Source organism: Paenibacillus sp. FSL M7-0420 (genome assembly GCF_038002345.1).
GTDB lineage: Bacteria > Bacillota > Bacilli > Paenibacillales > Paenibacillaceae > Paenibacillus_AQ.
In genome coordinates this window covers 3,349,851-3,363,787 of record NZ_JBBOCJ010000001.1, presented here as the reverse complement: position 1 = coordinate 3,363,787, position 13,937 = coordinate 3,349,851, and the positions used below count along the sequence as shown (strand labels likewise).

14 protein-coding genes are annotated in these 13,937 nt (G+C 55.3%); 2 read left to right on the top strand and 12 right to left on the bottom strand.

The window, feature by feature from the left end:
* Nucleotides 1-6 precede the first annotated feature (6 nt).
* On the bottom strand, nt 7-2,436 hold the full coding sequence (gene nirB, locus MKX51_RS14290) for a nitrite reductase large subunit NirB (protein WP_340992823.1): 2,430 nt from the start codon (nt 2,434-2,436) through the stop codon (nt 7-9).
* A gap of 339 nt (nt 2,437-2,775) precedes the next feature.
* Here nirB and MKX51_RS14285 point away from each other — a divergent pair, with 339 nt between their 5' ends.
* A complete protein-coding gene (locus tag MKX51_RS14285; protein WP_209990328.1) occupies nt 2,776-3,372 on the top strand; it encodes an ANTAR domain-containing response regulator in 597 nt (198 codons plus the stop codon).
* A gap of 12 nt (nt 3,373-3,384) precedes the next feature.
* On the top strand, nt 3,385-4,434 hold the full coding sequence (locus MKX51_RS14280; RefSeq protein WP_340992822.1) for an anthranilate phosphoribosyltransferase: 1,050 nt from the start codon (nt 3,385-3,387) through the stop codon (nt 4,432-4,434).
* A 441-nt stretch (nt 4,435-4,875) separates the two neighbouring features.
* Here the strand turns inward: MKX51_RS14280 and MKX51_RS14275 are convergent, their stop codons facing one another.
* From MKX51_RS14275 to MKX51_RS14225, 11 genes are all read right to left on the bottom strand, one after another.
* Complete coding sequence (locus MKX51_RS14275; protein ID WP_340940935.1) at nt 4,876-5,379, bottom strand: DMT family transporter; 504 nt, start codon at nt 5,377-5,379, stop codon at nt 4,876-4,878.
* A gap of 18 nt (nt 5,380-5,397) precedes the next feature.
* Nucleotides 5,398-5,823 carry a DMT family transporter gene (locus tag MKX51_RS14270; protein WP_036693966.1) on the bottom strand — a complete coding sequence of 142 codons (426 nt, stop codon included), beginning with the start codon at nt 5,821-5,823 and terminating at the stop codon, nt 5,398-5,400.
* Nucleotides 5,824-6,030: 207 nt separating this feature from the next.
* Entirely contained in the window at nt 6,031-6,432 is a 402-nt protein-coding gene (locus MKX51_RS14265; protein WP_340992820.1) for an NUDIX hydrolase, read from the bottom strand.
* A complete protein-coding gene (locus tag MKX51_RS14260) occupies nt 6,425-8,461 on the bottom strand; it encodes a translation factor GTPase family protein (RefSeq protein WP_340992819.1) in 2,037 nt (678 codons plus the stop codon). Before MKX51_RS14260 ends, MKX51_RS14265 begins: the two co-directional genes overlap by 8 nt.
* 9 nt (nt 8,462-8,470) lie before the next feature.
* A complete protein-coding gene (locus tag MKX51_RS14255) occupies nt 8,471-9,454 on the bottom strand; it encodes an aldo/keto reductase (protein ID WP_340992818.1) in 984 nt (327 codons plus the stop codon).
* A 102-nt stretch (nt 9,455-9,556) separates the two neighbouring features.
* Nucleotides 9,557-10,123 carry an AAA family ATPase gene (locus MKX51_RS14250; protein WP_340992817.1) on the bottom strand — a complete coding sequence of 189 codons (567 nt, stop codon included), beginning with the start codon at nt 10,121-10,123 and terminating at the stop codon, nt 9,557-9,559.
* A gap of 28 nt (nt 10,124-10,151) precedes the next feature.
* A complete protein-coding gene (locus tag MKX51_RS14245; RefSeq protein WP_340992816.1) occupies nt 10,152-10,976 on the bottom strand; it encodes a GNAT family N-acetyltransferase in 825 nt (274 codons plus the stop codon).
* A 53-nt stretch (nt 10,977-11,029) separates the two neighbouring features.
* Nucleotides 11,030-12,202 carry an alanyl-tRNA editing protein gene (locus tag MKX51_RS14240; RefSeq protein WP_340992815.1) on the bottom strand — a complete coding sequence of 391 codons (1,173 nt, stop codon included), beginning with the start codon at nt 12,200-12,202 and terminating at the stop codon, nt 11,030-11,032.
* Nucleotides 12,199-12,639 (bottom strand): GNAT family N-acetyltransferase, encoded by a 441-nt coding sequence (locus tag MKX51_RS14235; protein WP_340992814.1) that lies wholly within the window; start codon nt 12,637-12,639, stop codon nt 12,199-12,201. Before MKX51_RS14235 ends, MKX51_RS14240 begins: the two co-directional genes overlap by 4 nt.
* Before the next feature lie 23 nt (nt 12,640-12,662).
* The gene (locus MKX51_RS14230; protein WP_340992813.1) at nt 12,663-13,427 is read right to left on the bottom strand and encodes a TSUP family transporter; all 765 of its coding nucleotides are present in this window, start codon (nt 13,425-13,427) and stop codon (nt 12,663-12,665) included.
* A 28-nt stretch (nt 13,428-13,455) separates the two neighbouring features.
* Nucleotides 13,456-13,890, bottom strand: coding sequence for an NUDIX hydrolase (locus tag MKX51_RS14225; protein ID WP_340992812.1), 435 nt, complete (start codon nt 13,888-13,890; stop codon nt 13,456-13,458).
* Nucleotides 13,891-13,937: the final 47 nt, after the last annotated feature.

Below are 13,937 nucleotides of genomic sequence, written 5' to 3'. Positions count from 1 at the left end.
TCCTCCTTAGACCGTCTCGGGTAACGAGATCGCTTCAAAATTCTTGCGCAGCTCCGGGGTATTCACAATCTGCTTCCATGGATCGGTAGTCAGGCTAAGCGTCTTCTGAATCCTCTCCACCAGCGCCGCCCGTTCCTCCGGGGATTCCAGCGCCTGCTTGATACTGTCCAGGCCCACGCGCTCAATCCACTGTGCGGTCCGCTCATTCCATCCGGCTTGCTCGCGGTAGTATTGCAGGAACGCACTTGCCCATTCCAGCACCTCATCATCGGTCTTCACTACGCAGAGCAGATCGGTCGCCCGGACATGAACGCCGCCGTTGCCGCCGACATGCAGCTCCCAGCCGCCGTCAATCGCCACCACCCCGAAGTCCTTGATTGTCGCTTCCGCACAGTTGCGCGGACACCCGGATACAGCCAGTTTCACCTTCCCCGGAGCATTCAGCCGTTCAAAAGCCTTCTCCAGCCGAATTCCCATCCCCAGCGCATCCTGGGTCCCAAAGCGGCAGAAGGTGGAGCCTACGCAGGTCTTCACAGTGCGCAGCGTCTTGCCGTAGGCATGGCCGGAGGGCATATCCAGCTCCTCCCACATCTTCGGCAGATCCTCCTTCTTCACGCCCAGCAGATCCAGGCGCTGCCCGCCGGTGAACTTGACCAGCGGCACATCGTATTTCACCGCGACCTCCGCTATCTTGATCAGCTCCGCAGGAGAAGTGACACCGCCGTAGATTCTCGGCACCACTGAATAAGTCCCGTCCTTCTGGATATTGGCATGGTAGCGCTCATTTGTATATCTGGATTCATTCTCATCCACGTATTCCTCCGGCCAGAGCATACCCAGGTAATAATTCAGCGAAGGGCGGCATTTCGGGCAGCCTTCCTCGGTGTTCCAGGACAATACATGCATGACTTCCTTCACCGTGGTCAGCTTCATCCGCTTGATCTCGGCGACAATCTCATCCCGCCCGAGCGTCGTGCAGCCGCAGATTCCCTCCTTGACCGTAACGGCCGCCTCTCCGGCATAGAGCTGGAGCAGCCCCTCTACCAATGGCTTGCAGCCGCCGCAGGAGGCGGAGGCTTTGGTGCAGGCTTTGATCTGGCCGACACTGGTGCAGCCGCCGGCGGTAATCGCTTCGGCAATGGTTCCCTTCGTGACTCCGTTGCAGCCGCAGATGATCTCGTCATCCGGCATCCCCTCCAGCCGGTTGCCCTTGGGCGAAGCCAGCGCATCGGCCTCCAGGCCGAGCAGCAGCTCTTTCTCGCGCCCCTTAATATTCTCGCCCTTCTTGATCATCGAGAAGAGCTGCGCGCCGTCATTCGTATCGCCGAACAGGACAGCGCCGATCAGCTTATCCTCCTGGATGACCAGCTTCTTGTAGATCCCCTCCGTCTCATCCTGGAACCGGAGCGCCTTCGTTCCGGGCTGCTCGTTGTATTGTCCCGCTGAGAAGACATCTACACCAGATACCTTCAGCTTGGTCGAGGTGACTGAACCGGCGTAGCCCTCTGTGGGAGCACCTGCCAGTCTTTTGGCCAGCACAGCGCCTTGCTCATACAGCGGGGCTACCAGGCCGTAGGCAATGCCGCGATGCTCTGCACATTCCCCGACGGCGTAAATACCGGGCAGGCTGGTCTCCATATAATCGTTCACCACGATGCCCCGGTTCACCTCAATCCCGCTGCTGCGGGCAAGCATAACATTCGGCTTGATCCCGACCGCCATCACGATCAGATCGGCCTCCGCCATCTCGCCGTCTGCGAACAGCAGGCCTTTGACTCTCTTTTTGCCGAGAATAGCTTCCGACTGCTTCTTCAGCAGGAACTTCATGCCTTGAGCCTCCAGCTCTCCCCGCAGCATCCGGGATGCCGCCTCGTCCAGCTGACGCTCCATAATATACTCGTGAATGTGAACCACCGAGACATCCATCCCCAGATGCAGCAGCCCTCTGGCTGCCTCCAGTCCGAGCAGACCGCCGCCGATGACGAGCGCCTTGCTGTATTTTTGTGAGACGTCCTGCATGATTTGAGTATCCTTGATGTCACGGAAGGCAATGACGCCCTCCTTCTCTGTTCCGGGGATCGGCAGCATGAAGGGATTGGAGCCGGTCGCCAGAATCAGCTCGTCATACACGGCGGTAACTCCTTTATCCGTATAAACTGTACGTGCAGCAGTATCAATAGAAGTCACTGTGTGTCCCGTATATAAGGTAATATTGAAGCTGCGGTACCATTCGAGATCATTAATTATGATTTCATCCAGGCTTGCCCCGCCTGCCAGTACGGAAGACAGCATGATGCGGTTATAATTGGGATAAGGCTCTGCGCCAATAATTGTAATCTCGTACGCCTCCGGCGCCAATTTGAGCAGATGCTCTATGGCTCTGACCCCTGCCATCCCATTGCCGACTACTATCAGTTTTTTACGCTTCACTGTCATCTGTATCTCTCTCCTCTCCAGGTGCACAACAGAAATAGCCCGCTTCACTCCGCCCGGAAAAGATACATTTCCCGTAAGCGATATTAGTGAGAGCAGGCGCCATTGCCGCTTCAGCCGAATACATCGTTGTATTCGTGAATTGTTGAATTTGTTAAAACGACTATACTACAGCCGTCTACGATACGTCAATAATTATGACATATAAAATTTAATTAATTTAATTTATCGACAAGAATGCTGAATTCGTGTTATATAATATAACATATTCTATCCTGTAATTGGATTGCCAGCAATCATACAAGATGTCTCTATTCTTAGGCAAAAGGAGCGTCGTCCCCCATGCATTCCCTGTTGGTTATAGAACCTGCCGGAACAGAGAATCCCGCAGAAGCGCGCTCCTCTGGAGGCCCTGACCACATCCTAAGCTCTTGCGGCTATGTAGTAGGAACCGCAGCATCACCGGAGCAGGCCGCTCCGTTCATCGGCGACGCCGATGCCTTCATCCTCAATCTTCCGGTGACGGATATCAGCCACTGGAGATCCCTGCTGGTGCGGCAAAGGATCGCGCCGGTAATCTGGTGGTGTACCCCGCATACCGCTAACCTCTCCGTCTCTGCCTGCGGCGACGATATTATGGTGGACGGCATTCTGTCCCCTGCCATGAAGCCGCCGGAGATTCACTGGACGCTGCATTTCAGTGCCAGGCAATGCTTCGAGCGCAAGCAATGGTTGAAGGAACGGGAGCAGCTGCTCTCCCGGATTGAAGAACGCAAATGGATTGATATGGCCAAGGGCATTCTGTCCAAGGCCAAGAATATCAGCGAATCGGAAGCCTATGACCTGCTGCGCAAGCAGGCGATGAATGAACGCAAACGGATCGTCGATGTAGCAACCTCCATCGTCAAGGTCTACCAGATGCTGCAGGATCAAACTTAAGGAGAACACCATATGATTAATATTCTCAAGGAAGTTGCCCGCGGCAAACGCGGTGCGAAGGATTTAAGCTACGGGGAAGCTGAATATGCGGCGGAAGCCATACTCACCCAGGCTGCTTCGCCGGTGCAGATCGGCGCGTTCCTGATTGCAGAGCGCATGAAGCTGGAGAGCCTGGAGGAGCTGGAGGCTTTTGTGGCAGTCTGCCGTAAATACGCTTTCCGTGAGCCTGTTCACCAGGGAATCGACTGCGCCGGTCCGTATGACGGCAGGGTTCATTCCTTCATTGCCACCTTCCCTACGGCTTTTCTGCTGTCAGCCGCAGGTCTGCCGGTTACCCTGCATGGTTCAGCGGGCTTACCGCCCAAATGGGGCATTACGCTACAGGATATGATCCAGGCCAGCGGAGTGGATGTAGCCGGACTGAGCCGCTGCGACGCGGTTCATGCCGCTGAAGCCAGCGGGGTTCTGTTCGTGAAGTCGGAGCAGTGGTGCCCGCCGCTGGGGGAGCTTCGCGGACTCCGGGAGGACATTGGCATGCGGACGATTCTCAATACGGCGGAGAAGCTGATTGACTATTCCTGCTCACCGTTTATTGTATTCGGGATATTCCATAATACGGTATTCGACCGGATCTCCCGGCTCATTGTGAAGCTCGGCTATCAGCGGGGGCTGGTGGTGCAGGGTGTGGAAGGCTCGGAGGATCTGTACATTGACCGGCCGAACCGCGTATACCGGATTCAGGATGGAGCGGCGGAGCTGGATATCATTGACCCCGAGGCGCTTGGCCTGGAGGTGACACTGCCTGAGGAGCAGGAGTGGACAGCTCTGCGGCAGCTCCGTATAGCAGAGGAGGTCCTGCAAGGCGGCGGGCACATGGCCTACTACAACCAGACGCTGCTGAACGCCGCTGCCAGACTGCATGCCGCTGGGCGTGTGAATTCTATTGAGGAAGGCGTCTATACCTGTAAGCCTCTGCTGGATAACGGGCGGGCTTGGGAGACCTATCAGCGCTGGCAGCACGCACTGGCGGGCAGCAGGGTCGCTTCACTCGGGCAGGGATAAGAGTAGCCGGCAGAGCCCGGCTTCTCCGTTCGCCAGTTCTGTGAGGTGCACACAACCTTGTATGGCTGCCTCCTGGGAATTCAGGTGCACTTCTGCACCTCATTTGCCGCTTATGGGTGCGTCTGGCGAATTCGGGTGTACTTCTGCACTTCATTTGCCGCTTATGGGTGCGTCTGGCGATTTCAGGTGCACTTCTGCACCTGATTTGCCGCTTTCGACTGTATCTAGCGAATTCAGGTGCACTTCTGCACCTGATTCCCTACCTTTGGCTAGTTGATGCCCCGCGCAGCAGTAGCAGCTCTCGAATGTATTCGGTTTTCCGCACACATTCGGCTCACGCGCCCCCGCAACCACTATTGTATCGGTTTTCCACACACAGAAAAAAGCGTGCCATCCGCATTCCTGCGGTGCACGCTCTTTTCTGTACTGCAAATGCTTTCGTTAATCCGTATGCAGCGCTCCCTGGGGCTTGCCGGAACCCGGGGTCCCGGCGGGCTCTTTGGCATTGCTTGTGCCGCCCAGCTTGAACACCAATATCCCGCCTACGATAATAAGCACGCCGATCAGCTGGTTGAACGAGAACGGAACCTTCGCCAACCCTAGCCAGCCCAGTGAATCCCAGAGCAAGGCGAAGCCGAGCTGGGCAGTTAGTACAATCGAGATGGCATAGGTGGCGCCAAGGATTCTGGTGGCCTGGACCAGACAGATCACGACCCCCACGCCGATCATTCCGCTTAACCAGTACCAGGGCTGCATGTGCTGCAGCGTGAACATGTTCTTCCCTTCCATAATCAGCCCCATGACGAGGGAAGCGGCGAAGCCCATGCCCAGCACCAGTGTAGTAGTTGACCAGGAGCCCGTGTGCTCATTAACCTTGGCGTTGAAAATATTCTGTAAACTGACCAGCGCCCCCGCGATCAGTGCAAGTACTAACCCTGTTAACATATCTCTTGTCCCCTTCGTTTAGAACTTCAGTACAACTACCCCGAGAATCATCATCCCGATGCCGATAAACTGCGGTAGCTTCATCTTCTGCCGGACGACTCCGAACCAGCCCCTGATATCAATGATAAAGGTCAGGCAGAGCTGGGCAATCAGCAGCGCCGAGATCGTAAGTGTAACCCCGATGTTCTGAATGGCCGTCACCTCACTGAAAATCACGAAGGCAGCCAGACCGCCGCCGCTGATGTATAACGGATGCACCTTGCGGAAGCCGTGCTTTTTGCCGTCACGTACCACCAGTGCTATCGCTAACGCCATGATGAATCCGGTAAGCTGGGTAATGGTTGCCGCCTGCCACGTGCCGATATCCTGGCTGATTCTGGCATTGGCTACCCCCTGAAGTGTAATGCAGGCTCCGGCCAAAAATGCGAATATGATCCCTCTCATCTATCTCTCTCCTCTTTTTGCTTCTCTGTACTTATTAAAAGCCAGTTCGCCGGATTGGAAAAGGACATATGTCCTATTCGATAAAAGTGTGCTCGCCCCGCCGCCTGCATCGCCCTGTTAAAGAGACAACAAGCCCGTTCCAGGCCGGGTTCCGGCTCAAAACGGGCTTGCATAGACTTTTCGGACAGATGAGTGCACGCCTGACTCTTAAGAGATGAGACTCATCTCCCGCAGCTTGTCCATGATGATGACGCTGACCGCCGATACCCGGTCAATATCCTTATAGGTTAACCAGGCCAATTCCTCGATCTCTGAAGCCGGGGTAAGCTCGCCCGTGAACTCTGCGGTCAGGCAGGTCATCCGTACCAGGATACCTTCCGCTTTGCCATGTGCCGGGGCTTCGAAGCTTCCGAACTCTGCAATCGTCTCCGGCAAGATCTGAACGGACAGCTCCTCCTCAATCTCGCGGACCAGGGTCTCGGCATCACTCTCACCGGGCTCCCGCTTGCCGCCGGGGAAATAATAGGTGTCCTTGCCTTTGGAACGCGCGCCCAGTACCTTGCCATCCACAACATAGATCCAGGCTACCTTATCTATCACATTAGTCATTGTCAATCTGCACCTTTCCTTCGATGTTACGCTGAAACGGCACTGCTCTCTTAAGAACCATGTACCCGTTCCTGCTTGCTGCTTGAATATGCATATGCGCTCCGGCCTCTTCCCAGGGCACAGCATAACCCTCACCCTTGGCGCAAAAAATAGACGCCGAGGAGTAGGCCGGGTCCGCATTCTTATTATAATTCCGTTGCTCCACCACCGCCCCGGTCTGGTGGCAGGGCTCATATCCGGCCACTCTGAGCGACATCGATCCCTTGCCCTGTGTCATCGCAGCCAGTCTCACCCCGTAATTCATGAAGCTTGCGGCCGGAACCGTGCCCGTGATTACGGCCTTGGACGGCGTAATATCCGGGGGATTGAAGCGGCCGCCGGCCTGCTGGATATCACTCATAACCTTTCCCACATCGTCCGGATCTATCCGGATCTTCAGGTCGTAGACCGGCTCCAGCAGCAGATTCTCTGCCTGCTCCAGCCCCTGGCGCAACGCGCGGTAAGCCGCTTCCCGGAAGTCGCCGCCGCTCGTATGCTTATTATGCGCCCTTCCCGTAAGCAGGGTGATCTTCAGATCCGTCAGCGGGGAACCCGTCAATAGGCCGTGATGGCCGCTCTCCAGCAGATGCTGCTCAATCTGATGCTGATAGCCCGCCGCCAGATCATCGGGGTGGCAGCGGTTAATGAAGGTAATCCCGCTCCCCCGTTCCCCGCCCTCAAGCATCAGATGAACCTCGGCGTAGTGGCCCAGCGGCTCGAAATGCCCGCAGCCATAGACCGTACCGGCAATAGTCTCCTTATAGAGAATCTCCGGCGCGCCAAAAGAGATCTTAAGCTGAAACCGTTCCGCCACAATCTGCTCCAGAATCTCAAGCTGTATCCCGCCCATTACATGAATATGCAGCTCCTGGAGCTCTTCATCCCAGCTTACGTTCAGTGACGGATCTTCCGCGCCCAGTTGTCCGAAAGCATGTGTCAGCTCCTTCAGGTGCACGGGCGGCTTGAAGAGCACCTTGGATTTCAAGGTGGGAATAAGTCCGCTGCCCTGCGCGTCCTGAAGTGCGCCCACTCCCGCACCCGGAAGCACGGAGCTTAAGCCGACAACGGCGAATAGCTCCCCGGCGGCAGCCCAGTCAGCAGCGCTATAAGCAGTACCGTTGTACTTGCGGATTCCGGTAACCCGTTCGGATACTTGTTCTGCTTCGGGTCCATACGTCAGGAACTCGCGGTTCTTCAGCACGCCTTGAAGGGCTTTGATGTAGGTGATGCGGGTCCCTCTGGCATCGTGGCGGATCTTATAGACCCTCCCGGCAAAAGGCAGCCGATGATCGTACTCCGTGAACGTGAGCGCATCCAGAACCTCCAGAAATTCACCCACGCCCTGGTCCAGCAATGCAGAGCCCTGCATACACGGAAAAATCTCTCCGCGCTTCACCATAGATCTTAGCGCACTACGGCAATCGCTGTCCGTCAGCATGCCTTCAAGATAAGGTTCCAGCAGCGCATCCTCGCGTTCGGCAAGGAACGATTTCATCTCCTCGGTCCACGCCGCTTCCGGCTGCTCCGGCAGAAGCAGGGCATCGCCGCTAAGGAGCTCCCGGATTTCTTCCAGGACACGTTCAGGGTCGCTGCCTGCACGGTCGGTTTTGTTAATGAAGAACAAGGTGGGAATCCGGTGCTGGCGCAGCAGCTGCCAGAGCGTCTCGGTGTGGCTCTCTACGCCCTCCACCGCGCTGAGAATTACCACTGCATAGTCCAGCACTTGCAGACAACGCTCCATCTCCGGGGAGAAATCGACATGGCCCGGCGTATCCAGCAGGAAATAGCGGGCATCCTTATAGGTGAACTCCGCCTGATCGGCGAAGACGGTGATCCCGCGTGCTTTTTCAATCTCATGGGTATCGAGGAACGTATCCTGATGGTCCACACGCCCCCTGCTGCGGATGGCTTCGGTATGGTAGAGTAGCTGCTCGGCGAAGGTCGTCTTCCCGGCATCTACATGGGCGAGCAGTCCGACAGTTATATTCATACAGTACCGCTACACCTCTCCACGGATATGCGGAACCACTTCTGACTGGTAAAAGGCAGCCAGGCGCTCCATATCCCCTGGGCTGAAGGAAGGTACATCCAGCGTGGCCAGATTATCATTCACCTGAGCCTCATTCTTGAAGCCCGGAATCACACAGCTGACTGCCGGATGGTCCAGAATCCAGCGCATGGAGGCCCGTGCCATATTGCCGCGTCCTTCAGTGATCCACTCCAGCTTCTGCGCCAGCTCCACTCCTTTAACAAAAGGCAGCCCCGCAAAAGTCTCGCCCACATTGAACTGCTCCCCGTTCGCGTTGAACCTGCGGTGGTCGTTCTCTTGGAAGGTACTGGATGCCGTAAACTTGCCGGTCAGCAGACCGCTGGCCAGCGGCAGGCGCACCAGGATTCCTGCCCCCTTGGCCGCAGCCTGCGGCAACAGCTCCTGTGCAGGTTGCTGGCGGAACAGATTGAAGATCACTTGGAGTGCTGCTACGCCCGGATACTCCAGGCAGAGCAAGCCCTCCTGGATAGTTTCTACGCTGACGCCGTAGTGACGGATTTTACCCTCAGCCTTCAACTGGTCCAGCGCCGCGAATACACTGCCATCACGCAGAATCTCCATCGGCGGACAATGGATCTGATACAGATCAATCGCTTCCCGCTCCAAACGCCGCAGGCTCTGCTCACAGTATTCGCTAATCCGGCGTGCGGAGTAATTCTCCGGGTCATGGATATCACCGGCGCGGCAGAACTTCGTGGCAATATGTATCTCATCCTGCTTGCCCCGGGTCGCCTTGGCGAGCAGCTCCTCCGCATGGCCTCCGCCATAGACATCTGCCGTATCGAAGAAATTCACGCCCTGCTCCATCGCCGCCTGCAAGCCTCTCAGCCCGTCTTCATCCTTGCTGCTGCCCCAATCCCCGCCAATCGCCCAAGTGCCAAAGCTGACCTCACTGACAGACAGACCTGTGTTTCCCAGTTCGCGGTATTTCATTCTATGAACCTCCGTTTATGAGTTTGTGTGGAACCGTTCACAACTCTTCTTATTATGAAGGGTTTGGGCGGTCAGGTCCAGTTGGTAGGCCTGAACGAACATTCATATGGACTTCCCGCCTGCGATCTGGACGATCTTCTGAATCGTGCCGGGTACTTCCTCGCTGTCGTTGATTACAAACAGATACTCCGACTCCCTCTCCGTTGGCGGCTCAGCCTGCCCCTTCTGTACATCCGCGATTTGCCGGGTCAGCACTACATCGAAGCTCTTTGATTTTCTAAGGATAGCTGTGCTCCGTTCACTACTCGCTATACGCGAATACAGCAGCTCATCGGGCAGATTGAAATATACCAGCACACTAACCAGTCCCTTCTGGTGAAACCAATCCAGCATTCGCAGTCGGCCTTCCCTATTGAAGTAATTGTTACACATGATAATGTGCTGCTCCGTCTCATGAACGGCATAATCCACTAACGTTCGGGTCAGAGCGTCCTTGAGCGTATTCGTCCCCTGCTTGGGCAGCAGACTTTCGTACCGGGTATTGATGAATTCAGCCAGATCATCCCGGTCAATAACGGCTGATTCAGGTAAGCACCGCTCTAATTCTCTGGCAAATGTAGTCTTCCCGCTATGCGTTTTACCGACTGTAAGGATTGCTAACCTCTTCATCAATACCACTCCTTAACGTTAATAGGTACTATCCTTCCATGACAAAAGCAAATACCGGATAACTCTCCACCGGCTCGAAACCGAGCCTTAACGCGAGCTTATGTGAAGCCGTATTCTCATGCGTTGTTTCCCATAAAGGAAGCATTCCCTGATCGAGATAGTGACTAATTAACGATGCGGCGGCGAGTGTAGCATAGCCCTTACCGCGCTCCGATTCTGCATGAGTATCTACATCAATGAAGTACCTGTTATTCACGCTGAAGCCGTTATTTTTACAAATGGAGACCACTTCATCCCTGACCTTCACTACAGCACCAGTGGCTGTCAGCCCAATGAACCTGTCCTGTCTTGCAGACCTGTTATGCTCCGGTTGGGTGAGCACAGGAATATCCTCGTAGGCGACAGATAGATCTCCCTCCAAGGGGATAGCAGCACACCTGTTTGTCAGCTGAATGAATCGTTCGATATTGAACTCATAGACCGACTCCATATGTCTATCAACGCTCAGGCCGTCAATCTCAAGCGTCAATAGTTCCGTCCATGAATCACTATCTTCCGCATAGATCTCGAACCCTTTCTCTTGTCTCTGCCGGCAATCAGGTACGACTACCGTCTGCAAAAAGCCCATCATCTTCAGCCGGTTGATCTCAGTACTGATATCTCCGGCAGCATACATCCATCTCCCCGTAGCCCATACCACAGCCAGTGTCGGCGCTTCCAAATGATCAGCAAATACCCGCCCGGGATAGTGCTCCAGCAGGACGGATAAGGCGGGAAGGCGGTGCAGCTTCACCTTGTAGAAATCATAAACCGCAGGATAGACATCTGGTGTCAGTTCAATGAGCCCATTCATTATATCTCCTCCATGCCTGTGAGATAGCGGCTCCCCTGAATTCTCGATGACAATCAGAATTGCCCTTTAGCAAAATTGTAAAATGCCAGTGCGTCTTCCCAGGAAGGGAATCCAGCCTGAGCCAGCTTGTCGCTGCCCCCGCCCTTGCCCTGGTATTTGCCCAGATGAGCCTTGAAGAAGGCACCGCATGAGAAATCCGCAGATCCGCTATTCGCGAGCACCGCCTTATTCTCCGCCGCACTCAGCAGCAGCACCGGAAGGTCGGTCAGCGCCGTCAGCTTCGCAGCCAGACTCTGCAGATCCTTAAGCGGTCTATCATCCGAAATATGGGTGAGCACCCCGCTGCCCTCTTCCATAGAAGCGAGCAGGTCCCGGGCCAGATAGCTGTCATTCTGCTCCTTCACGGCAGCCAGCTCCGTTACCAGCAGCTTCTGCTCCTGCTCCCATTTGCCGATCCGGTCCATAATCTCTTCCTTGCCGGTATTGAACTTGACGGACAACTGGCTGATGATCTGAACATGATCGTTGAAGGCGGCAAGTGCCCGCCCCCCGCACAGGAAGGTAACCCGCACATGGCCCTTCTGCTTCTCGGACCTCAGCAGCTTAATCATCCCAATCGCCCCGGTCGAAGCGACATGGGTTCCCCCGCAGGCATTGTGCTCCACACCTTCAATCTCGACAATCCGGATGTCCTCCGTTACCTTAGGAAGCTTCACCAGCGGCAGCTTGGCCATTTCCTCTGCGGTCACAAAGTAGCTGGTAATCGCTAGATTCTGGTAGATCTTGCGGTTCACCTCCTGTTCAGCCTCCGCCAGCTGCTCCGCTGACAGTTCCTGCAGATCAAGATCAATCGTGGCATACTCACTCCCCAGGTGGAAGCTGACGGTCGCCGCCTGATATAACTTCAGGAATACGGCGGATAACAGATGCTGGCCGCTATGCTGCTGCATATGGTCGAATCTCCGTGTCCAGTCGATTAAGCATTCAACTTCAGTCTGTCCGGGAAGCTGCGCTACCTTATGCAGCACCTCCTGATCCTCCAGCACCACATCCAGTACAGCAATCCCTCCGATGGTTCCCGTATCACAGGGCTGGCCGCCGCCGAGCGGGTAGAAGGCTGTCTCCGCCAGCGTCATATATATCCCGTCTTCACGCTCTATCGCCGCAGTAACGGTAGTGCTCCATTCTTTTATATAAGCCGAATCATAATATAACTTCTTGGTCATCCCTTAAGCTCCCCCTTCGCATCCATGGCAGGTCCGAAGAACTTCTCCATGACCACGTAATCCTTGCCGCCTTTGCTGAACACTTCATCCGTTCGCTGCATGCCGAATTTCTTATAGAAGCCTGCCTTGTAGGTTCTGGCATTACAGAAAATCCGCCGCACCCCCGCCTGCTCCGCTTCCACAAGAACCGTCTTCAGCAGCTTGCTGCCGTAGCCCTGGCCCTGCTCCAGCTCCAGGGTGGCGAACTTGCGGAATTGTGCTTCTGTGCCGTTGACGAACAGGGATAACACCGATACCAGACGATCCTCAAGATACAGTCCGTAATGCTTGCCCTGGTCATCATCCGCAAGCTTAATGTAATCCGGCTCACGCTCAGGCCACATCACTTCATGCCTAAGCTTCCATGCTTCTTCCTTATGTATAAGCTTGATCTCCATCTCATCCACTCCATTAGTTGTGCTTAATGCATCGTATCCCATATTTGCTTGCCGATCAATATGACAGTGACTGTAACGAATAACGGCCGGATATACGCCGCTCCTTTGCGGATAGCCATCCGGGAGCCGACAATGGCTCCGATCACCATCGGAATCCCCAGAATCAGCCCGTGGGTGTAACTGACAGAGCCCAGAGCAATGAATGTAAGAAGGCTTGTGATGTTGCTGGCGAAATTCAGGATTTTGGCGTTGCCTGCGGCGGTAACAAATTCAAACCCCATCATCAGAAAAGCGAAAATCAGAAACGACCCCGTTCCCGGGCCGAAGAACCCGTCGTAGAAGCCGATTATGAGCGCTGCCATGCTTCCCGCCAGACGTAATTTACCATTGCTGGCAGAGAAGGTAGAGACATCTCCCCAGGCTTTTTTGAACAAGGTATAGATCGTAATGACGATCAGCATCACGATCACCAGCGGCTTCAGGAACTCGGAAGGCACCTGACGGACAGTCAGCGTTCCGGCCATCGCGCCAATGACGGATAACGGGATGAGGGTGCGGACCAGCTTGAAATTGATTTTGCCGGAACGCACGAACGAGGCGGTGCTGGTCAGCGAGCACATCGATCCGGCCAATTTGCTGCTGCCAAGCAGCAGGTGTAGCGGTATACCCGCCGACAACAGGGCCGGAATCGCGATCAGTCCGCCGCCGCCCACTACAGAATCAATTAATCCGGCCAGAAATCCGCAACCCACCAATATAAGAACCATACTGAGTGTCCAGTCTTCCATTACGCGCCATTCCCCCTGCTACTCTAATCTAATTCCATCCGTGAGCAGCATACCAGACGCCGTCCCTGAATGTATTCCAGGCCTCCTGTACGAACGGGATGATATTCTCCGGCAGCGTATCCACCGGGAACCAGCATACTTCGTCGCATTTGTCCGGCTCCATGTTGCGGATCTCTCCGGTCCACCGGTCCGACTTGAAAAAGAAATCCACCCGCTCATCCCCGGAGGTACGCAGGTGCATCGTTCCGATCAGGGTAAGATCGGCGGGAGCTATAACCGCACCGCATTCTTCCCGGACCTCGCGGATGGCGGCGGCATGAAGCGGCTCGCCGCCATCCAGCTTCCCGGCAGGCAAGCCATACTCCCCGTCATGATGTCCCGTATTCGCGCGCCTGAGCAGCAGGACTTGCCCGTCCTTAATCATAAATACATGGACGACACTAACCAGTCGAAATCCCCCCACAGACCTGCCCCTCTCTCTTCTGCACCAGAAAAAAGAACAAGCGGGCA